The sequence below is a fragment of the Legionella shakespearei DSM 23087 genome, from assembly GCF_000373765.1.
In the GTDB taxonomy this organism is placed as follows: Bacteria; Pseudomonadota; Gammaproteobacteria; order Legionellales; family Legionellaceae; genus Legionella; species Legionella shakespearei.
Window position 1 is genome coordinate 35,548 of the sequence record NZ_KB892394.1, and the last position, 20,262, is coordinate 55,809.

A 20,262-nucleotide genomic window follows, 5' to 3' on the forward strand; every position below is an offset into this window, starting at 1 on the left:
GGAGTATAACAAATGATCACTAAACTGTTCATCATCTTTGTAATGATTATTATCGCAGGTTCACTGGCCAGCGGTTTATTTTTCCTGATCCAGGATGCAGGAAACTCAAAACGCACGGTTAGGGCATTGACTCTGAGGATAGGCCTCTCAGTCAGTTTATTTATTTTTTTATTTATAGGATTCAAGTTGGGCCTTATCTCGCCGCATGGGATTTAAAATAAAAAAAACAACAGCATAGGAAGTTCGAAAATAATCGCATGACCCACTATACTTTTATTGTGTTCAATAAAAGCGATGGTGGCGTTCATGATGATACTGCTGTTTTTGCTTTATTTACTTATCGGCTTGCAAATTATTTTTAGACCGAACCATGGCATCCCATTACAATTTCTTTTGTGTTTATTACTCATTACCTTTTGCTTTAATTTACACACTCATTTGGTGACGCTATGAGGATACAAAATAAACTGCATGTATGGGCCAATGGGCTGGGGCTGCTTGCTGTATGTGCCATGTTTATTCTCGCCTTCGCCGATCAAATCTTCAATCACGATCTGCCCTGCCCTCTTTGTTTATTACAGCGAATCTGCTTTGCCGGCATAGGCATTTGCCTTATGATGAATTTACGTTTAGGTATTAAAGCATCTCATTATGGCATGATGCTGTTACAGGCTTTTCTGGGATTAGCCATTGCCATGAGACAACTTTATCTGCATCTGGCTCCTGATGATCCGGGATTTGGCAATACCTTATTGGGTCTTCATTTTTATACCTGGGCTGCCATTGCTTTTATGCTGATAAGTCTTTTTATTGCGGTAGCCCTTATTCTCGAGGACGGATTAAATCCCCAATATAAAACAGATAATAAGTGGTTAATTGCTTTGATGTGCTTTTTTCTGCTCTTGATTCTTGCCAACGGAATCAGTACATTCATACAATGTGGTCCATACAGATGTCCGGATACCCCAACATCCTACTATTTGTTAAATAATCATGCAGGACTTTAAGGATTCATTATGCGTTTTCTATTAATCAGTTTGAGTTTAATTTTTGGTAATGTTCATGCTGATACCATTAATAATTATATGAACATTGCCAACAACATACCGCAAATGGAAATCAAGGCAGACCCGCAAGCTCAGGCATGGGCAAGATCAGCCCGTCATGTTCTGACAATTACCTGTGAAAGCATTGCAGAAACATTAACCCAAGCCAATGATGCCGCCAAAATGCAGGGAAAACCTATTTTTTGTTTGCCTCAGGGAGTGCAGCTTAATTCGATTACTATGAATGAGTTGATTCAACAGACTTATAAAGAAATATCAAGCCAACGCAGTGATAAGGATACCATGACCGTATCCCAGGTTGCCTTGTTGGGAATCAGTAAACAGTTCCCCTGTCAGCAAAGCCCGGCAGACAAACAAATGGCGCATGTGGCTTCTTTATTGTCGCATTAGAGAATGATTCCTAGATGCTGTCCCATCAGCTCCACGTCGTCCTGAGCGCGTCTTTTTGCGCGAAGGATCTCCCTACATTGGCACAATGCTGCTTTCGGGAGATCCTTCGCGCAAAAAGACGCGCTCAGGACGACGTGGAGCTGGGAAGGGCTCAGAATCCCGTATTACGCTTCGCTAATACGGGCTACGGCATAAATCTTACTGACTGAACTCTTCGAAAGCTTCCAATGCTTCAGCAGCATACATCAAAGATGGACCACCGCCCATATAAACAGCCATTCCCAACATTTCCAGTAATTCTTCACGAGAAGTTTGTAATTTAATTAATGTCTGGGCATGGAAACCAATACAACCAGGACATTGTTTAGCAACAGCCAAAGCCATAGCAATTAATTCTTTAGTTTTTTTATCCAGGGCACCATCTTTTGTCGCCGCTTGCGCTAAAGCAGAAAATCCCGACATAACTTCTGGCATTTCCTTACGAAGTTTAGCTAACTGAGTACTAATATCCTTGGTAATATGAGTAAATTTATCAGACATCGGAATAACTCCTTATTATTATATAAATCACGCGCCACTAATTTAACGCATTATGTTCTCGAACAAAAGGGATGTTGCCAAAAATCGGCAAAACGCGCTTTACAGGATGGCCCGGTTTAACGTTTCTTGTGCCAGAGTCAAGCGTCTCTCCACTTCACCCAATTCCGCGCGCAAAGTCAGAATGGCGTCAGGATTCGAACTCTGAGTCATGTGTTGCAGTGATTTGGTCATGGCTTGCTGCTGTTTGGTCAAAGTACTGATATCTGCTTCCAGACTCTGGATCCATTGCTGGCGGGTGCTTAACATAGTTAAACCAAAATGTGCTTTCGCCTGAGGTTTATTTTTCTTGCTGTCTATCTGGCATAAAGCAACGAGAACATTGATTTTCTGTTTGATTCGCTCCGCAAGAAAATGAGCGCTGCGTTCATTCGTTTGTTGTGATAATTTGTGAATTTCTTCTTTAATTTCATCAATGCAACCAGAGCCAGTCAGCTCCACGCCATGACGAAACAGCCCTTTCGGCAAATTATGGCTGGAAAGAGCCACACTTAAGCCACTGATTTTCCATTCCAGCTCCGGGAGGCGTGAACTTAACTCTGTCAGTAATTCAGCCAAATACCTCATGGTTTCAGCTCAGGAAACGATGTTTTATCCGACAAACGATCATATGAATGTGAGTGCAGATTTTTCATATCAATCGACTAGACTGCTGGTTCGAAATCCGCATCTTTAGCTTGTCTCCAGGTAGTAATGAACGGAGGAGCACACATTAAAATCAATCCCAGAATCAGAGTGGTTTCATAACGGGCCATGCTTCCAACATTAATGCCTTCTGGAGGAATGAAGCTCACCGCCAAAGTCGTTAGAACACCTATAATACCAATTCCAGCTACGAACAACATACCCGCCATTCCACCAGGGATCTTAAATGCCCTATGATGATTTGGCTGGCTGAGACGCAATTTGATAGCAGCAATAAACATAATGAAATACATCAGCATATACAGTTGTGCCGCAAGTGCAGTCAAGAGCCAGTAAGAGCCGTTAACGCTGGGCATAAACAGGAAGAGTGCCGAGAGTACGGTAACGATAAGAGCCTGGGCAATTAACATAACTACCGGCGCGCCATTGGCATTAGTACGCTGAAAACCTTCTGGTAAATTACCATCTTCCGCAGCCACTAATAGCCCTTTCGTTGGAGCAATAATCCAGTTACTCACTCCTCCCAGGCCACCCAACACCAGCATGACAGCCACCACAGGCATCATCCAGTGCATATTATATGAACCAAAAAATGCTTCGAAAGCCTGCATAATACCTGCAACTAAATTGATATCTTTCCCAGGTAAGACTATGGCAATAGCCAGAGAACCCAAAATCAGTGTACTTAAAATAATGGCAACCGAGTACATTAAGGCTTTAGGGAAGGCACGTTGAGGATTTTCCACATCGTTCGCATGGACAGTAGCTATCTCTATCCCGCAAAAAGACATCATAATCGCGGTCAGAGAAACCAGCATGGATTTATCTGAAAGATGGGGGACAATACTCGGCACATCAAAACTAATTTGTAATGGATTGCCCTGAGTTATCCAGGCAGCACCAAGACCAATAATCAAAGACATAGGCAAGAGTAAACCTGCCAGAGAGCAAAGGGTACTGAACGCCGCTGAAGAACTCATTCCTCTTAAATTGATAATGGTTGCACCCCAGAAACAGGTCACAATAACAGCCCAGAGGAAATAAGGATTGCTGGTTAATGCCGGATTAATCAAATATCCAATGGTTCCTGCAACAAAAGATAAAATGGTGGGATACCAGATAACATTTTCAATCCACTGCAACCAAATCGCTAAAAACCCGGTTTTCTTACCAAAAGCTTCTTTCACCCAAATATAAATTCCACCTTGCTTCGCCCAACCTGAAGCTAATTCAGCAGAGACTAATGCAGTGGGAATAAGAAAAAATACAGCGCCCAAAATGAAATAAAATATCAACTGGCTGCCAAAAAGAGCCGTTGCTGGCAAATTACGGATACTGTCTACAGAGCCCACTGTAATCATAGTCAGGCTAAAAATAGTGAGTGAGTGTTTTTTATTACTCATTACATTCCTTTAAAATATTAAATAAATGCAGTCTGTTTTTGGTCAAAACCTATTATATGGGAGTAACCTTAAGGAAATCTTAATAATGGTTTAAAAAATAAACAAAATGGCGATTTTTTACTTTGACGCTTTTAAAAATTGCTCCGTCATATTGATTTGAAATGGCTCACTTAAAAGCGGCATTTTCAAAGCAGGTGCATTTTCAGCAAAATTCAGCTCTTTCAAGGCTACTGCTCGCAAAGTCATATCATGATATGTACGATAATAAAGCATTTTATTCGTCATGTCTTTAAATACTACCCATTGAGTTGTATCTGTTGCAGTTTGGCCGTTGTTAATAGATCGAACATAGCCTGCGGGCAAATCAACATTATTAATAATATGCTCTGCCAGATTAACCAATTCTTTGCTGTTTTCTGCTTCATAGACATTTTTTACCATGAAGGCAGTTTTGACAAAACGCGATGGTGGTGACGCATCACCGGGCAAACCAATGGCCCCTGAACCCTGACCGACAGAATTATAAGTAATACCATTAGACGTAATGGCTTCTGCATTGACCGGAGATAAATTAATAAAATTGCGTAAATTGGTTGTATGCCAATCGTACTTGGGCGAATTGGTCATGATGCCCATGTTATCAAACACGTTGATTTTTTCATTATAAAACTCAACAACTATCCCTTTACCACTGGCATCATAAATTGATGCATGAGCAGGTAGTACTGCACTGCCGAGTTGGGGTAAACTTTGATCGGTGACATACACGTTGTTTAAAGCCTCTTTGACTTCATCAATGCTTTTGAAATTAGCCAGAACCCAGTTACCAAACTGAGTATAAGGTATTGCCTGGCTGTCTTTACCCTCTGGAATGGACTGGTATTGGGTTTCTCCGGGCAGATATAAATATTCAAAGGTTAGCCCTTCTTCATTCATGCCATCAAAAGCAGCATCAATATTAAACCCATCTAAATAGATATAACCGTATTTTGATTTCCAACTCATTCCTGGTTGTTTATTAGGCGTAGTTGTCGTCACTTCTGTGCCACGTGGAGAAGTTCTTAAATTGGATTGCAAATCAGCACCAAACTCCATACTGCGCGTAATAAGCACAGTTCCATCTTTAGCCGTCAATTTAAAATCGGTACAGGCTTCTGCAGAAAGAGAAAACAGGCAGCTGGCAGATACAGCTATCATCAGACGTTTTATTTGCATATCCACAGGCACTCCATACCATAAATATTTATGAAAAAATATCATAGCAGTTTTCAGGAAGAAACAAAATGATGTCAGGGACTGCCAATATTGGGAGATCCTTCGCGCAAAAAGACGCGCTCAGGACGACGTGGATCGGGGAATGCTGAGGGAGATCAATCCTTCGCGCCAAAAGACGCACTCAGGACGACGTGGATCGGGGAATGCTGAGGGAGATCAATCCTTCGCGCCAAAAGACGCACTCAGGACGACGTGGATCGGGTTAAGTTACTTACGTCTTTTAGACAAGTGCCACCAGGCAAGAAATCCTGGCAGGGTTTGTAGCCCGGTCTGCTTGCAGCCGGGATTGTGCTGACGCGCTCCCGGCTGCAAGCAGACCGGGCTACAAAACCCTTCCTTTTGCTCATCACGTTGGCGTCAATGTTCGCTGAAATAGTAAACCCCATTTTGCATGGGCATGGCATTATTTTTGATTTCGCCAGGAAGATTAATATCCATTAATGATGTTTCAGAGGGGTGAAAATCCAGAATACCCGTTTCTTCAACTACCTCAGGAGTCAGTTGCAAACCAAAATTGCTGATAGTAAAAGGTAAGCCTTCTGAGCCCAGAACAGACGGATTGTCACTTATATGAAAATGCAAATGAGGTCCCATTGAATTGCCTGAATTACCTAAGGCGGCCAGGAGTTGTCCCGGTTTAACTCGCTCACCTGTCGTTACCTTTATACTATCCGGCTTAAGATGACAATAATGGGCATAATGGCCATTATCCATGGCTACGGTAACTTCATTACCGCACGCATTATCCACATTCTGGACTGCTTCAGGGATCTCGCCCGGAATATTATCCAAAAATTCATTGCGTACCTTGCTGACCGTTCCAGCCGTAGCAGAATAAATATCTGCCCCATAATCCAGATAGCTTTCATTCATTTTATTGTCAGAACCAGGATAAAAAACATTCCCTTTTTCATCAATACGATTCCAGTCGATTGCAAACCGCTGGGCAAGAAAATAAGTGCCATGGACATTCAAATAAGCAAAACGATGGCTACTTAAAATACCTGGCCCATTACAGGCTAGCCAACCGCCCCCCTGAACTGGTGAAACAATTTCATCTGCCGCCTCTTTACTGCGTTTTATTACCGCTTTAAACCGACTTTTTTTCCCGGCTGCTGCCTTATCAATAAACTGAAGACGATGAATGAGCTGAGAAGGTATTTCCTTTTTGTTGGCAAAAGCAAGATAAGGAAAAGCGATTAACTGGCCTTCCTTGTCTAATTCTGTGGTATTCAGGCTGGTTCCATCCGGACGGATTAAATAAACCAATGGCTTAAGGCGTTCCCCTTCATATTGAGCAATAAGCTGATGATTCTTTTTATTGAATATTTCAATTTTCATCAATTCATAGTGATGGCTGTTCTCACCTGCTGTTTGTTCCATGTTTAATTCATAAACCAAATGGTGCTGGTTATCTGAACCAAACACCCCCACTGGTGCAATAGTCCCCGATACATTTACAGCACCACCTGAATTAGCTGCGCAACCCACGAAACAGAATATCGCGATCAAACCCCAATTAATCCGCATGACAACTCCAAAACACATTACTAAAAGCGTCGCCCCCCACTGTCGCGACTCCGCCGTCCCGCGGCTTGTCCGCGGGATCCAGAGATCTCGATCCGAGCTTAGAACCCNGGATCCCGCGGACAAGCCGCGGGACGGCGGAATTCTTTAATGGCTGTGTGGTGCAGTCCCCTGAAGAGTAGAACGGCCCGAGCCCAAATCGGGTATCGTATCCGAGGGATTGTATCGAGTCAAAGGCGTGTTACTAGAGGCCCGGTTAAAAAAGCTCATGGGTGAATATCCAGCACTTGGTGCAGGAGTTGGTGTGGGCACAACAGTGTGTAGTTTTTCATTGATCATTCTCATCGCAACACGGTGTTTATTCGCATGCGCATGATCCAGAGCCGTCAAGCCATCCTTATCCTTCATAGTAAGAGAGGCTCCTTTTTCAAACAGCAACTCAAACAGACGCTCCTCCATGGCAACATTATCAGACCTACAGGCATACATGAGAGGAGTTCTGCCTCGTTTATCTCTGGAGTTGACCTCTATGCCCTCAACATTCAATAAATCCTCTACAATACCACTGCCCCCATGTTCACATGCTATGTGTAATAAAGTAGTACCATCTTTTTTACGGTGTTTATTCACGTGGTGTTGTATGGGAGACATCATGGCTTTTACCACATCACGCCGTCCTTGCAGAATGGCTGTAAATATAGGTGAGTCATCACTAAACTGATGACGCGAAAAAATAGACAGCCCGGAGCTGACGCATCGTTTTACCGTCGCTATATCTCCCTGCCAGGCAGCCAGCGCCATAAACGAAACTTTTTCCTTATACGTGGCTCTGGGACCCGCTGGAAAAACAGGGAACTGATTATCCAATGCGATGGATAACTGTTTATTTGGCTTCAAGGCAATAAAATCGGTATTCACCGTAAGCCTGCGTGATAGGGGTTTGGCGGTACTCACCCGATACAGTTCCTGAACCAGTTGTTTTGAAGTAAAGGTAAAATAAGGTTTATCTTTCTGTTGTTGGTATAAATCATTAATATTGAGAAATAACCATGAGTTCCCTTCTCGTTTAAACCCCATCGCATGGGTTGCGGTAGAAATCACTACGGCTACATCGCTACCGATTCCAATTCTTTTCAACAACTCAAAATAATCAACAGCTTCCTGTCGGGAAGAAAACGTATGCGTTTTATAGAAGATTTGGCGGATGCTCGAAGCATCGGTATCAATGGTTTGTAAAATGGTTGTAATATCAGGCTGCCAAACCAGTTTCCCATATGTTTTTTTATACATTATAGGATCCTGTGCGGTACAGATTTTCTTACAGAGCGCAGGTAAGGTTTCGATTATTTGTTCTTCAGGAGATAATCGCTCCTGCACTTGCTTTTTGTATTCGACTCGCGCCAAAGCTGAAGGTAAATCAGACTGGTGGGCACGCAGAAGATTGACTTGTTGATAAAATAAAGCCTCTTTCTCCTGACCTTCGGCAACGGCCAAAGCCCAGTTCAGGCTGAACCCGTAACAAACCCCTTCGAAATCGTCCGAATACCCAAGTTGGGTTAGCAAGTTAAGTATTGCCTCATGGCTCAGGCTTTCTTTATTTATTCTTTTGAGTGCATTAAGTCCTGTGTTTATCAGGACCGTTATTAAGGCTGCCGCGCTTAAACACATTATAATTAATAAAACGACATGCATGTCTGTTAACTCTCATTCCATCCTTAGGATTCAGCAGTATAAAAGTATTTGAACCGCTTTTGTAGCCCGGTCTGCTTGCAGCCGGGATCAAATATGCACAGTCCCGGCGACAAGCAGCTGACTCTTCTATACCTCTCTGAGCACACAATCTGGGATTGACTCCGACATCTCTCGTCTTGCCCTAAGGCTTTCAAGGCAGAAATGCTGTCCCTGCCAGTATAACTGTTCCGCTTCCTCACGGTCGCGGCTCGGTTTCCGGTGCACGATGAAGTATCTACGAACGCACGAAAACCGAGCCGCGACCGTGAGGAAGCGGAATTTTTGTTGCAGCACAGAGACCGAATTTAGCATTGGTGTAGGGCATAGACTAAAATGTGTTCAAGAGACAGCTGCAAGCAGACCAGGCTACGCTGAGCCACGGCTCAAGAGTTTCTCGTAGCAAATCGCAGACTTTATTTATTAAGAAGAAGCATGATGTGGCATATTTTCAGATCTCTGTGCTATAGTACCTGTTTTTTTTCGGGTAATCTCTATGTTTGATAACTTAACCGAACGTTTGACCCGCACCTTTAAAAATTTGCGCGGACAGGGTCGTTTAACTGAAGACAATATACAGCATGCTTTGCGTGAAGTTCGCCTTTCGCTTATCGAAGCTGATGTTGCGTTGCCTGTTATTAAAGACTTTATTGAACAAGTAAAGCAAAAAGCACTGGGACAGGAAGTTTTAACAAGCCTTGATCCTGACCAGGCCTTTATTAAAATCGTCCATGATGAATTAATTCATATCATGGGTGACGAACGTGCTGAATTAGACTTTAAAACTCAGCCGCCCGCTGTATTCCTGATGGCAGGTTTGCAAGGTTCTGGTAAAACAACCAGCACTGCAAAACTGGCTCGTTATTTAAAAGAAACTGAAAACAAAAAAGTAATGCTGGTCAGCGTGGACGTATACCGACCTGCAGCGATACAGCAGCTTAAAGTGCTGGCAGAACAGGTTGATGTTGCTTTCTTTGCTTCAGAAGCCAGTGAAAAGCCCGTTACTATTGCGCAAAAAGCATTAGAAAGTGCGAAAAAGCAGTATGTTGATGTACTGATTATTGATACCGCCGGACGCTTGCACGTTGACGCTGAAATGATGGCGGAAATAAAAGCAGTACACCAGGCAGTCACTCCCATAGAAACACTATTCGTAGTAGACAGCATGACAGGGCAAGATGCAGCAAATACTGCCAAAGCCTTTCATGAAGCTCTGCCGCTAACCGGGGTAATCCTTACCAAGACCGATGGTGATGCCCGTGGTGGTGCCGCCCTGTCGGTAAGACAAATTACCGGACAACCCATTAAATTTATTGGTAGTGGTGAAAAAGTAGAAGCTTTGGAACCCTTCCATCCAGAGCGTATTGCCTCACGCATATTAGGAATGGGAGACATTCTCACCCTGATTGAAGAAGTAGAGCGTAAGGCAGACAAACAAGCCAGTGAAAAATTAGCCAAAAAACTGAAAAAAGGCAAAGGCTTTGATCTGGAAGATTTTAAACAGCAATTATTACAAATGAATAATATGGGTGGTATTGCAGGCATGATGAGCAAACTGCCTGGCATGAGTCAAATGCCGCAGCAAGCCATGCAACAAGTGAATGACAAGGCAATGGCACAAACGGTTGCGATTATCAATTCAATGACCCCTAAAGAAAGACGTATTCCCAAAATCATAGTCGGCTCACGTAAAAAACGTATTGCCCAGGGTTCAGGAACACAAATTCAGGATGTAAACAGATTGCTAAAGCAATTTGAACAAATGCAAAAGATGATGAAAAAGTTTACCAAACCCGGCGGAATGCAAAAAATGATGCGGGGAATTGGTGGTATGGCTGGGATGAAAGGTATGTTTCCAGATGATTTTAAATAATTCGAAAGAATTACTTCACATGTCGAGTTAATTTTCGTACAATACACGGCATTTTTATGTAACCACTCTTAAAGTAGAGGAAAACAATGGTCGTTATACGTTTATCACGAGGCGGCGCCAAAAAGCGTCCTTTTTATCACATGGTTGTTACTGACAGCCGCAAGCGTCGCGATGGCAGTTACATTGAGCGTATTGGTTATTTTAACCCAATTGCACGTGGACAAGAAGTTCGTCTGCATGTTGAACTGGATAAATTAACTCACTGGCAAAATGTGGGTGCACAATTGTCAGATCGCGTCAGTGCATTGGTAAAAGAATTTAATAAACAATCTGAGACAGCTGCTTAATAACGTGAATAATCAGGCAAACTGGGTAGTAATCGGCAAATTTGGCCGGCCACATGGTATTAAAGGTTTTGTTACGGTTCACTCCTTTACAGAACCTCGTGATAATATCCTGGGGTATACTGACTGGCATGCCTTTTTAAACAATCAGTGGCAACCGGTTAAGTTACTACATGTTGAAGTTCATAACAAAACCATAGTAGCTCAAATTGAAGGTTATCCTGAACGTGAATTGGCAGCACACCTTACTAATGTAGAAATTGCTGTGCAAAAATCACAGCTGGCTTCATTGGAACCCGGTGAATATTACTGGCATCAGCTAGTCGGCATGGATGTGATCAACCAAAAAGGACAATCATTTGGGAAAGTCATGGAAATAATGCCAACTGGCTCGAATGATGTATTGGTTGTACAAGGCGAAAAAAGGCATTTAATTCCTTATTTGCCTGGCCAGTTTATTATTAATATTGATGATAGCCAACACGTTATTACTGTTGACTGGGATGTGGATTTCTAAGTGCTGCATCTTGGAGTAATCAGCTTAATACCGGAAATATTGGCAGGTTTGAATTACGGCATTACCGGCAGGGCAATAGAGCAGGGTTTGGCTAAAATTGAGCACTGGAACCCGCGTGACTGGTCATCAAAGCCTTTCAGGCATGTTGATGACAAACCTTATGGTGGCGGACCAGGAATGGTCATGATGTATGAGCCACTGCAAGGAGCCATTGCGCATGCACGAAGTAACATGCCGGATAATTGCAAAACGATTTATTTAAGCCCGCAAGGTAAAGTAATTCGGCAAAGCGATTTGAATCAAATCGCAGAAAACGAACAAGCCCTGCTCTTTATTGCAGGCAGATATGAAGGAATTGATGAGCGTGTCATTAGTCATCATGTGGATGAAGAATGGTCGCTAGGGGATTTTGTTTTAAGTGGCGGCGAATTGGCCGCCATGGTGTTTATTGATGCGATCATTCGCTTGATACCTGGTAGCCTTGGGCATCTTGGTTCAGCAGAGCAGGATTCATTCATGAATGGCTTGCTTGACTGTCCTCATTATACCCGACCAGCAGTGATAAACGGGATGGCAGTACCATCCGTTTTAACCGGTGGCAACCATAGGGATATAGAGCGATGGCGCAGGAAACAATCCCTGGGAAAAACCTGGCTTAAGCGCCCTGATTTACTTGAAAAAGTACAGTTAAGCGAAACAGACAAGCAATTGCTTGATGAGTTTAAATGCGAGTATCGTGAATCTTAAGAAGCGATACTGAATAGTTATAATGCGAACATGGTGATTTCCATAAGGATGAGCCAATTTGAGGAGTAGTCCATGACTAATATTATTGACCAATTGAATGCTGAGCAAATGCAAGGCAAGGTAATTCCTGAGTTTAATCCAGGAGATACTGTTCTGGTTCAGGTTAAGGTAATTGAAGGTACTCGTGAACGTTTACAAGCCTTTGAAGGTGTTGTTATTGCAAAACGTAACCGTGGCCTGAATTCTGCCTTCACTGTACGTAAAATTTCACACAACGTTGGTGTTGAACGTGTATTCCAGACTTACAGCCCTATCGTTGACAGCATCACTGTAAAACGTCGTGGTGATGTACGTCGTGCCAAATTATACTACCTGCGTAACCTGGCTGGCCGTGCTGCGCGCATCAAAGAAAAGTTAACTGGTAAAAAAGGCGATTAATTCCTTGAATTCAATGCTCATCAAGTCTATTTTCACTACCCCTTGGGGGAATATTGAAGTAGGACATGATGAGCATTTTCTTTATAGCACTTCATTTACTCAAAAATCTGCCACACCTGCTGCAAATCATTTAGCGCAACAGATTGCTGTAGAGTTGAAAAGTTATTTTGCTGATCCTCACCATCGATTTCAATTATCCCTAAAACCTCAGGGTAGCGCGTACCAGCAAAAAGTCTGGAATGCCCTTCTTGTAATTCCGGTCGGTCGAACATTAACTTACGGTGAACTGGCACTCAAATTACAAAGCAGTCCCAGAGCGGTAGGCCAAGCCTGCAAACGTAACCCTATTACCTTATTTATACCTTGCCATCGCGTGGTGGGAAAAAGCAATTTGGGTGGATACATGGGAAATCCCTCTGCTATTTCTTATAAAGAAGCCTTACTGAAGCATGAGGACTTCGTGACTGCTCAGGAATCCTTTTAAGAGTTTTTGTAAGAGGTCAGGGAGAGATCTTGTCTCACTGCCATTAAGTTAAGCGCTACTCCGCCGTCCCGCGGACAAGCCGCGGGACGGCGGAATTTCTTAACTTAATGGCAGTACGATCTTGTCTCTTGCTCGAACGTTCCCTGATAGGAGCTGATCTTTTACGCATTTTTGGGGGCATCTGTGGGAGCTTCCGTAATAGCAAGAGTAGTAGTGTTAAGCTGTAACACGCTAAAAAATCTTAATCCAAAATCAGTAACTAGTTTCCAGCTATTATCAACAAAAGAAAGTGGCGATAAGGTTTTTAAATAATCTTCTTCAAAAACTGTCGGATGCATCTCCCATAGTTTCTTTACATACGAAGCAATTTCTTCTGTAACTTCAGGAGTTAATTCCATTTGTTCATCCAAATATCGTCCTAGCCTGATAATAACGCTGATTCGGGTGGATTTTAACTGATCCTCTGGAAGCTCTGCCAGCTCCAGAGTTCTGCGGTATTCTTCGATCAAATAACGCAATTGAACAATTGAGTTAATTTTTTCGCAGGCTTTATTCACTGCATTTTTATCAACCGCTTCCACCTCACTGAAAAATCTGACTTGTTCTGCGGTTACTTTCTCAGCAAAAAGAGCATTGTCCATATGAACAGCTTTGCTTTTCATAAAGCTCGATAATTGTCTGATATTCATTTTATCTTTGCAAAGATAGTGAGGAAGTAAATTATTATTCAGATACACCCGGCATTGAAAGGCTGCAATTGAAATGGCAATAACCGCATAGGACAGGTTTTCTCTTAACGGCCTGGATTCCATATCGTGTACTGCATAAAGAATCGCTAAATGTTGCACATCATTGTCACAAAATCCATTATTGAGCCACTCAAAGATCAAAAGATTTAAAGTATCATCAGCATCCTGGGTATAATCAGCTGTGGCGTACTGTTGGGCAATAAATTGAGGCCATTCCAGAAAACGAAGATAATTTCCCTCACGAAGAGCTTGAATATATTCAGAGCTTGATGAAAGCATATCTGTCCGTAGATAAGAAAAGCCATATAATTTATTTATATCACTATATGCAATAAATGCTCAATAAAATTCTTGTTCGCATTTCATTTTATTCTCAATACTTATCCTATACTAAAAGAAAACGGTTTCAGGTGGAGAAAACAATGAACAATAAATGGCATGTCACCTTGATCTTATTACTACTCCCTTTCAATGTCGCCCTGGCGAATTGCGATTTAAGCAAATTTCGCTGGGATTGTGATTTGCCAGTTCAGGTGAAACCTAAACCAGGAGCCACCTCTTTAGTGTATTGCGGTAACTCCTATGGTTATATCAGCAAACAGCAATACGATATTTTGGCACGATATCAACGTGCCAGTGTGAATATGGTTTTAGATATAAATGGCGAATATATAGACAGCCCATGTATTGGCGCAGAGCGTTAAATTTTAATGAGGTAGAAAATGAGTGCAACTGCATACCCTGAAGATCTGGACAAAAGCCTGGAGCGCCATATCAGAGAAATTAATAAATCTCTGAATAATAAAAGTCATCCAGAAAAAAGCATTGAAGTAATGCTGAGTTTTGGCAGTTTTCTTCAAGAACAATTTCCCGGTATGTTATTGGATGATTTACGAAAAGAAATTAACAAAATCAGCAAGAACAGCACTCAATTTCAAGAGATGAAATTGCCAGAGGTACAGTTAATCGGAGCATTATCTGAGGCCAGGATAGTTTGGTATGGGCAAGCCGAGATTGATGAAAACACGTACGAAATATGTAAATGTGATGCACTGGCAAAAGCCATGAATATATATGCTGTTCTTATGGGCGAAGAGCGGGTGACTGAAAAACTACTTCCAGTTTCTGATGAGATTATAGATGGTACGATAACAAAGATAAGCGCAGCGAAATACAAGGCTCCCCCGCAGCAATACGATGCGGCGGCAGAAAACACTATTAGAAAATTAAAAGTTAATAATATTACCTGCCTGCAGCACTTGTCTGATGCCTTAAAGGTCGAAGCAAAAAAACTTCCTGACACTGTTACAAAACCATTTATTTCTGCAAACACAGGTGAGCTTGACGTAGCATCCTTCGCTACAGCTGTAATAAATAAGCCAGAACAGTTCCCTGAAGTATCAAAACAATTAAGAATAGCCTCAGAAAGTTATCTTACAATCAAGACGCTGGGCATGGAGCTCGAAGGCACTGAGAAGCCCATTATAAAATTACAGAATTACAGGCAACAGTTTGAACAACCCCATGTTCAGAAAACTTTAAACACTAATCCAGATAATGCGATACAAACATTCATCAAGGTCGTGAATTATATTTTTGCCAAAATAACTAATAGTGTGAAAAAGAACTCCTCTGATTTTGAGATATTGCCTCTAAATTCACCTCAACAAACCCTGTTAAAAAAGGCAGCCCGCGAATTACAAGAAGCACCACAAGCCCCCTCAACCTCCCCATCGATGAAATAGCAAAGATTTGTAGCCCGGGATCGAAGTGGCAATGAGCTTTGATATAGGCTCCAGAAAGCCCACTGCGAAAGTCCGGTGCAAGAAACCCCTTAACCTAAGCGTGTCTTTTAGGGAAACCTGCATCCATGCGGTCGGTGTGCGCGTCCTAAGCGCACAACGCCCTAAAAGACACGCTTAGGTCAAGGTGTTTCCGAGAGATTGTGCCAGTTCCCCGATCTACGTCGTCCTGAGCGCGTCTTTTGGCGCGAAGGATCTCCTGAAAAGCATGGTGCCAATATTTGGAGATCCTTCGCGCCAAAAGACGCGCTCAGGACGACGTGAATTCGGAAGGAAGTTGCTCCGCAGTAGCACAGTGCGTAGCCCGGTCTGCTTGCAGCCGGGATCGAGGTGGCACCATCCCGGCTGCAAGCAGGCTGGGCTACAACTACAAATAGAGTATTTCTGAAGCGCTTATGTGTATAATCAGCACATCGTCAATATTATATTCTGCGCATGATCATTGAAATTGATGGTATTTCCATAGAAGTATCAAGAAAAAACATTAAAAACATGAACCTACGGATTTATCCACCTGATGGGGCAATCAAGGTCAGCGCTCCACTGCGTTACAGTGAGCGATTGATAAAACAGCATTTGCTGGAAAAAAGGGACTGGATTCGTAGCCAGCAAGAGCGTATTCGCCAACGTTCTTCTTACAAACAAGAAGAAGTATTACAAACTGGAACTACGATTGAATTTAAAGGGAACACTCTTTTATTAATTGTAGAGGAGCATAACGGTCCTCCCCAAATAAAACAAAAGGATGAATTGATTCATTTTTATGTGCCACACAATTCCAGCCAACAACAGCGACAAATGCTTCTTGACCGTTGGTACAGACGGGAGCTTGCAACAGTAATACCCGCACTAATAAAGCACTGGGAGGCAATAATTGGGGTACACGTCGCTGAATGGGGTATAAAAAAAATGAAGACGCGCTGGGGTTCCTGTAATACTCGCGCGCATCGGATTTGGCTCAATCTGAACCTTATCAAAAAACACCCTATCTGCCTGGAATATGTGATCGTCCATGAATTGGTTCACCTGCATGAAGCCAGCCATAATCAACGATTTTATGCCTTAATGACGCAATTTATGCCACAATGGCGCGAGTACCAAATCATGCTTGAAGGAAAAGCCCGATTCTCAAGATAGTGAAAAACTATTTGCATCTGCCGAGTCATCACGTAAAATTGCCCTTCTTTTGTGTACCCAAGGAAACCAAAGTGCTTGATTCCGAGTTGATTAGCCATAATGTATGTACCCAGGGTTTTCACATTATCGATAATTTCCTGGAATTGGAGCATTATCATTCGTTACGTGTACTGGCACAAAAACTCCATCACGAAGGTTCATTCAGACAAGCAAAGATTGGCTTAACTCTCGAGGCGCAACACAATAAAGCAATCAGAACGGACGAAATCTGTTGGTTGGAAGAGGAATCTGATGAGCCCTCAGTGCATGCCTATTTAAATCAGGCGAATGTATTGGCAAATATCCTGAATCAAACCTTGTTTTTAGGTTTGGCTGAATTTGAAACGCATTTTGCAGCCTATCAGCCAGGCGCTTATTACAAAAAACACGTGGATCAATTTGTGGCAAAGAAAACCCGCAAAATTTCCTGTGTGTATTATTTGAATGAACACTGGAGTCATGAATTTGGCGGAGAATTAAAACTTTACGACAGACAGGACAATCTGCTGCAAAATGTTGTTCCCCAAGGAAATCGTTTCATTTGTTTTAACAGTGAATTACCGCATGAAGTGTGTCTGACGAATCAACCCCGTTACAGTATTACGGGCTGGATGAAGACCAGGCCGTTTTAACGATTACTCACACAGATGCACGTCGTCCTGAGCGCGTCTTTTTTTGCGCGAAGGATCTCCCGAAAACGGCATGGTGCCAGTATTGGGAGATCCTTCGCGCAAAAAGACGCGCTCAGGACGACGTGACGATGGGGTTGGTATCTAGGACAATGTCGGCCAATCCGTATACCCTTTTGCCCCACCACCATACCAGGTTTCTTTGGGGGCCTGAACCAGTTCCGCTCCGGTTTTCAGCCGCTCGACCAAATCAGGATTCGCCAGAAACAAACGACCAAAACAAATCAAATCTGCCGTGTTCTCTTCACGTGCCTTAATTGCCATCTGCAAATCATAACCATTATTCGCCATGTAAATACCCTTAAATAGCGATCGTAATTCTGGAAAACTAAAATCATCAGGGATAGTACGTGGCCCTATGGTTTCTCCCTCCACACAATGCAAAAAGGCAAGATTATAAGCATTGAGCCCTTTCACTACATAAGAAAAAGTTTCCATAGGAGTACTGTCATCAATATCATTGGCATGACTGACGGGTGACAGGCGTATACCTACCCGGTCTGAAGGCCACACGGAAACGAGGGCATCAAGCACTTCAAACAGTAAACGGGCGCGATTCGCAATACTGCCGCCATACCTGTCTGCACGCTGATTTGTTTTGTCGCTCAGGAACTGTTCTATCAAATAGCCATTAGCCGCATGCAGTTCAATACCATCAAACCCCGCCTCTTTGGCACAGGCAGCTGCATGGGCATATTGATCAATAATACCGGAAATTTCCCCAAGATCTAAAGCGCGCGGAGTGACAAAATCCTTAAACCCTGTTTCAGTAAAGGCTTTGCCATTGGGGCGTATTGCTGATGGGGCAACCGGAAGCTGGTTATCGGGCTGTAAATCAGGATGCGAAATACGTCCTACATGCCATAACTGGGCAAATATTTTTCCGCCTTTTGCGTGCACCGCCTCAGTAACCAATCGCCATCCTGCCACCTGTTCTTGTGAATACATACCAGGAGTAAAAGCATAACCCTTCCCTTGAGGTGAAATCTGTGTTGCTTCAGAAATAATTAAACCCGCGGACGCTCTTTGAGCATAATATTCTGCATGCATTAATCCCTGAACGTCCCCCTTACCTGCGCGACTGCGGGTCAAGGGAGCCATGACAATACGATTGGCTAAAGTGAGTGAGCCTAATTGCATTGGGTCAAATAAATCTGTCTTTTGCATCAATGACATAACTACTCCTGAAGGAACAATAGGTTCCTAATATACTCGCGGGTTATTGAGATTGCCACTCTCCCCCAAAAAAAGGTTGAATTCAATCAAAATGAAAAAATTAATTCACACTTATTGAAATATAAGATCAATTGTTATTAAATGAAGCACTATAAGTTCCAGGGAAAGGAGTGATGTATGCCCATCAGCAAGGAGTTTCTTCCACTATTTAAAGATTTTGTAACCAATTACAAAATTAAAGGTACACCCGCTTTTTACACCTGGGCCAAAGAACATAATCACACCCAGATAAGTCAGTTTTTTGATGAGCTGCTGGCTCTCATTGATTCAAATCAGGAATCATTTCATGATGCCAGTATCATTGACCACCTCAATGTCACTGTTCTGCTTTCTGCTAACACTAATCGCTATCTACTGGAATGCTGGATTGATTTTTTAACCAAATACAATGAGGCCACTAAAAGTTACTCTCCTATTAGTAGCATGGATGGCCAAACACCGGTCCATATCCAGGTAGCTCCAGAAGGAACCAAATCTGAACGCATGTTGATAGACCTTAAAAAGGCTCTGGAAACCACTCAGCAAGCTTTTGCATTGTCGCAACAAGCCAATAGCACCGAAATTGCTTTGTTGAAAAGACAACTTGCTGAATTTAAAGAACAAAATGCACGCTTATCAACTGAAAACCGACTCTTGAAAGATCAGGTGCGTAATGAACAAATGTTTAGGGACCTGCATCCGCAAATCAGTTCCGCACAAGAACAATTGTCTTCTTTTGCTGCTCTAATTCAGACTCTGAGCGAAGTTACGGGTAAAAAGCCTGAAGCAGTTCCACCTCCTGTGGTATTTGTAACAGAGCATACAGAAACATCTACCGCCCCGGTTCCTGTCGCACCAGTAATTCCTGTTGTTAAGACTGAGCCAGAACCCGCACCAATCATCAACAATCAATCAACCACTACGGCACCACTACCACCGCCACCTCCAAGAATAATTAGTCCACCAGCTCCTGCTGTTGCTACCACAACCCCAGTAAAGCCGACCTTCTTTCCTAAACCGGCGAAAGCATCTACAGGATCACTATTTAGCGAATTAGCCGCTGTATTAAAAGAAAGAGAAGCCAACGCGGCCTCAAATACAACACCTACTATAGGGGAAAAAAAAAGCCTGTAAAACCCCTGTCAGGACCACCTGAACTTGTCGCACTTTATGCAAAACTAGACGCGATCAGAAAAGTTACAACAACGGAGGATTCATCTTCGGATGACTCTCTCGATGACTCTCTCGATGACTCGTGGGATGAACCATCCTCGTCATCACAACCCAACTCCTCATCAGGGCAGGGTCGTTAACATTCGTTCTGAGCACGTCTTTTTGCGCGAAGGATTGTAAGTTTAAAATTTTATATAATGTCGGATAAGAGAGTAGCTCTTTACTTCAAGAGTAAAGAGCGCGGGCGTGAGCGACCGTCGAAGGATTGGTTTAGCAACCGCGGAGATCAAGGTACTCTGGCCCTGCTCTCGAAACGTTTGAATAGTTGATTGGACTCCTTAAAGTACGTCCGCTTACAATCCTAAACAATCAAATTCGAGGCATTATGAAATTATACACTAATTATATTGGTATCGATATTGG

At 42.8% G+C, this 20,262-nt stretch carries 22 protein-coding genes; 14 read left to right on the forward strand and 8 right to left on the reverse strand.

Features of this window, described 5'->3' with window-relative positions; genetic code table 11:
• Positions 1-42: 42 nt before the first annotated feature.
• The 3 genes from B094_RS15855 (at position 43) to B094_RS0106960 (ending at position 1,457) form a co-directional block, all read left to right on the forward strand.
• A complete protein-coding gene (locus B094_RS15855; protein WP_237762238.1) occupies positions 43-216 on the forward strand; it encodes a twin transmembrane helix small protein in 174 nt (57 codons plus the stop codon).
• 233 nt (positions 217-449) lie between these two features.
• A complete protein-coding gene (locus tag B094_RS0106955; RefSeq protein ID WP_018577087.1) occupies positions 450-1,007 on the forward strand; it encodes a disulfide bond formation protein B in 558 nt (185 codons plus the stop codon).
• Between the two features lie 9 nt (positions 1,008-1,016).
• Positions 1,017-1,457, forward strand: a complete 441-nt coding sequence (locus tag B094_RS0106960; protein ID WP_018577088.1) for a hypothetical protein — start codon at positions 1,017-1,019, stop codon at positions 1,455-1,457.
• Between the two features lie 198 nt (positions 1,458-1,655).
• Here B094_RS0106960 and B094_RS0106970 read toward each other — a convergent pair whose 3' ends face one another.
• The 6 genes from B094_RS0106970 to ankG form a co-directional block, all read right to left on the reverse strand.
• Positions 1,656-1,997 carry a carboxymuconolactone decarboxylase family protein gene (locus B094_RS0106970; protein ID WP_018577090.1) on the reverse strand — a complete coding sequence of 114 codons (342 nt, stop codon included), beginning with the start codon at positions 1,995-1,997 and terminating at the stop codon, positions 1,656-1,658.
• A 99-nt stretch (positions 1,998-2,096) separates the two neighbouring features.
• Positions 2,097-2,621, reverse strand: coding sequence for a primosomal replication protein PriC (gene priC / locus B094_RS0106975; RefSeq protein WP_018577091.1), 525 nt, complete (start codon positions 2,619-2,621; stop codon positions 2,097-2,099).
• 77 nt (positions 2,622-2,698) lie between these two features.
• On the reverse strand, positions 2,699-4,102 hold the full coding sequence (locus B094_RS0106980; protein WP_018577092.1) for an APC family permease: 1,404 nt from the start codon (positions 4,100-4,102) through the stop codon (positions 2,699-2,701).
• Positions 4,103-4,219: 117 nt separating this feature from the next.
• Positions 4,220-5,317: a linear amide C-N hydrolase gene (locus B094_RS0106985; protein ID WP_155823695.1), complete on the reverse strand. Its 1,098-nt coding sequence runs from the start codon at positions 5,315-5,317 to the stop codon at positions 4,220-4,222.
• A gap of 417 nt (positions 5,318-5,734) precedes the next feature.
• A complete protein-coding gene (locus B094_RS16470) occupies positions 5,735-6,907 on the reverse strand; it encodes a M23 family metallopeptidase (protein ID WP_018577094.1) in 1,173 nt (390 codons plus the stop codon).
• Positions 6,908-7,051: 144 nt separating this feature from the next.
• Positions 7,052-8,596: a Dot/Icm T4SS effector AnkG/AnkZ/LegA7 gene (gene ankG / locus B094_RS15865; protein WP_018577095.1), complete on the reverse strand. Its 1,545-nt coding sequence runs from the start codon at positions 8,594-8,596 to the stop codon at positions 7,052-7,054.
• 532 nt (positions 8,597-9,128) lie between these two features.
• Here ankG and ffh point away from each other — a divergent pair.
• The 6 genes from ffh (at position 9,129) to B094_RS0107025 (ending at position 13,035) form a co-directional block, all read left to right on the forward strand.
• The gene (gene ffh / locus B094_RS0107000) at positions 9,129-10,505 is read left to right on the forward strand and encodes a signal recognition particle protein (protein WP_018577096.1); all 1,377 of its coding nucleotides are present in this window, start codon (positions 9,129-9,131) and stop codon (positions 10,503-10,505) included.
• An 86-nt stretch (positions 10,506-10,591) separates the two neighbouring features.
• On the forward strand, positions 10,592-10,852 hold the full coding sequence (gene rpsP / locus B094_RS0107005) for a 30S ribosomal protein S16 (protein WP_018577097.1): 261 nt from the start codon (positions 10,592-10,594) through the stop codon (positions 10,850-10,852).
• Positions 10,853-10,856: 4 nt separating this feature from the next.
• The gene (rimM, locus tag B094_RS0107010; protein ID WP_018577098.1) at positions 10,857-11,366 is read left to right on the forward strand and encodes a ribosome maturation factor RimM; all 510 of its coding nucleotides are present in this window, start codon (positions 10,857-10,859) and stop codon (positions 11,364-11,366) included.
• On the forward strand, positions 11,367-12,113 hold the full coding sequence (gene trmD, locus B094_RS0107015; protein WP_018577099.1) for a tRNA (guanosine(37)-N1)-methyltransferase TrmD: 747 nt from the start codon (positions 11,367-11,369) through the stop codon (positions 12,111-12,113).
• A 72-nt stretch (positions 12,114-12,185) separates the two neighbouring features.
• Entirely contained in the window at positions 12,186-12,551 is a 366-nt protein-coding gene (gene rplS / locus B094_RS0107020; RefSeq protein ID WP_018577100.1) for a 50S ribosomal protein L19, read from the forward strand.
• Positions 12,552-12,564: 13 nt separating this feature from the next.
• Positions 12,565-13,035, forward strand: coding sequence for a methylated-DNA--[protein]-cysteine S-methyltransferase (locus B094_RS0107025; protein ID WP_018577101.1), 471 nt, complete (start codon positions 12,565-12,567; stop codon positions 13,033-13,035).
• Positions 13,036-13,196: 161 nt separating this feature from the next.
• On the opposite strand, the gene B094_RS0107030 is transcribed toward B094_RS0107025, so the two are convergent.
• Positions 13,197-14,063, reverse strand: a complete 867-nt coding sequence (locus B094_RS0107030) for a helical bundle domain-containing protein (protein ID WP_018577102.1) — start codon at positions 14,061-14,063, stop codon at positions 13,197-13,199.
• Between the two features lie 143 nt (positions 14,064-14,206).
• Here B094_RS0107030 and B094_RS0107035 point away from each other — a divergent pair, with 143 nt between their 5' ends.
• The 4 genes from B094_RS0107035 to B094_RS0107050 all read left to right on the forward strand — a co-directional run bounded on the left by B094_RS0107035 (position 14,207) and on the right by B094_RS0107050 (position 17,394).
• Complete coding sequence (locus tag B094_RS0107035; protein WP_018577103.1) at positions 14,207-14,488, forward strand: hypothetical protein; 282 nt, start codon at positions 14,207-14,209, stop codon at positions 14,486-14,488.
• An 18-nt stretch (positions 14,489-14,506) separates the two neighbouring features.
• Positions 14,507-15,529, forward strand: coding sequence for a hypothetical protein (locus tag B094_RS0107040; protein ID WP_018577104.1), 1,023 nt, complete (start codon positions 14,507-14,509; stop codon positions 15,527-15,529).
• Between the two features lie 492 nt (positions 15,530-16,021).
• Positions 16,022-16,723 (forward strand): M48 family metallopeptidase, encoded by a 702-nt coding sequence (locus B094_RS0107045; protein WP_018577105.1) that lies wholly within the window; start codon positions 16,022-16,024, stop codon positions 16,721-16,723.
• A gap of 71 nt (positions 16,724-16,794) precedes the next feature.
• Positions 16,795-17,394 (forward strand): 2OG-Fe(II) oxygenase, encoded by a 600-nt coding sequence (locus B094_RS0107050; RefSeq protein WP_018577106.1) that lies wholly within the window; start codon positions 16,795-16,797, stop codon positions 17,392-17,394.
• 141 nt (positions 17,395-17,535) lie between these two features.
• On the opposite strand, the gene B094_RS0107055 is transcribed toward B094_RS0107050, so the two are convergent.
• Complete coding sequence (locus tag B094_RS0107055; protein WP_018577107.1) at positions 17,536-18,627, reverse strand: alkene reductase; 1,092 nt, start codon at positions 18,625-18,627, stop codon at positions 17,536-17,538.
• A gap of 177 nt (positions 18,628-18,804) precedes the next feature.
• Between B094_RS0107055 and B094_RS16475 the strand changes: the two genes are divergently transcribed.
• Positions 18,805-19,800, forward strand: coding sequence for a coiled-coil domain-containing protein (locus B094_RS16475; RefSeq protein WP_018577108.1), 996 nt, complete (start codon positions 18,805-18,807; stop codon positions 19,798-19,800).
• Positions 19,801-20,262: the final 462 nt, after the last annotated feature.

Bases quoted from the DNA above. Each gene is read 5' to 3' on its own strand.
- B094_RS0107040 (WP_018577104.1), top strand. From the start codon at position 14,507: ATGAGTGCAACTGCATACCCTGAAGATCTGGACAAAAGCCTGGAGCGC.
- B094_RS0106955 (WP_018577087.1), top strand. From the start codon at position 450: ATGAGGATACAAAATAAACTGCATGTATGGGCCAATGGGCTGGGGCTG.
- B094_RS0107035 (WP_018577103.1), top strand. From the start codon at position 14,207: ATGAACAATAAATGGCATGTCACCTTGATCTTATTACTACTCCCTTTC.
- B094_RS15855 (WP_237762238.1), top strand. From the start codon at position 43: ATGATTATTATCGCAGGTTCACTGGCCAGCGGTTTATTTTTCCTGATC.
- B094_RS0106980 (WP_018577092.1), bottom strand. From the start codon at position 4,102: ATGAGTAATAAAAAACACTCACTCACTATTTTTAGCCTGACTATGATT.
- B094_RS0106960 (WP_018577088.1), top strand. From the start codon at position 1,017: ATGCGTTTTCTATTAATCAGTTTGAGTTTAATTTTTGGTAATGTTCAT.
- ffh (WP_018577096.1), top strand. From the start codon at position 9,129: ATGTTTGATAACTTAACCGAACGTTTGACCCGCACCTTTAAAAATTTG.
- B094_RS16475 (WP_018577108.1), top strand. From the start codon at position 18,805: ATGCCCATCAGCAAGGAGTTTCTTCCACTATTTAAAGATTTTGTAACC.
- B094_RS0107025 (WP_018577101.1), top strand. From the start codon at position 12,565: ATGCTCATCAAGTCTATTTTCACTACCCCTTGGGGGAATATTGAAGTA.
- B094_RS0107055 (WP_018577107.1), bottom strand. From the start codon at position 18,627: ATGTCATTGATGCAAAAGACAGATTTATTTGACCCAATGCAATTAGGC.
- priC (WP_018577091.1), bottom strand. From the start codon at position 2,621: ATGAGGTATTTGGCTGAATTACTGACAGAGTTAAGTTCACGCCTCCCG.
- B094_RS0106970 (WP_018577090.1), bottom strand. From the start codon at position 1,997: ATGTCTGATAAATTTACTCATATTACCAAGGATATTAGTACTCAGTTA.
- rpsP (WP_018577097.1), top strand. From the start codon at position 10,592: ATGGTCGTTATACGTTTATCACGAGGCGGCGCCAAAAAGCGTCCTTTT.
- B094_RS0107030 (WP_018577102.1), bottom strand. From the start codon at position 14,063: ATGCTTTCATCAAGCTCTGAATATATTCAAGCTCTTCGTGAGGGAAAT.
- rplS (WP_018577100.1), top strand. From the start codon at position 12,186: ATGACTAATATTATTGACCAATTGAATGCTGAGCAAATGCAAGGCAAG.
- B094_RS0107045 (WP_018577105.1), top strand. From the start codon at position 16,022: ATGATCATTGAAATTGATGGTATTTCCATAGAAGTATCAAGAAAAAAC.
- ankG (WP_018577095.1), bottom strand. From the start codon at position 8,596: ATGCATGTCGTTTTATTAATTATAATGTGTTTAAGCGCGGCAGCCTTA.
- B094_RS0106985 (WP_155823695.1), bottom strand. From the start codon at position 5,317: ATGCAAATAAAACGTCTGATGATAGCTGTATCTGCCAGCTGCCTGTTT.
- B094_RS16470 (WP_018577094.1), bottom strand. From the start codon at position 6,907: ATGCGGATTAATTGGGGTTTGATCGCGATATTCTGTTTCGTGGGTTGC.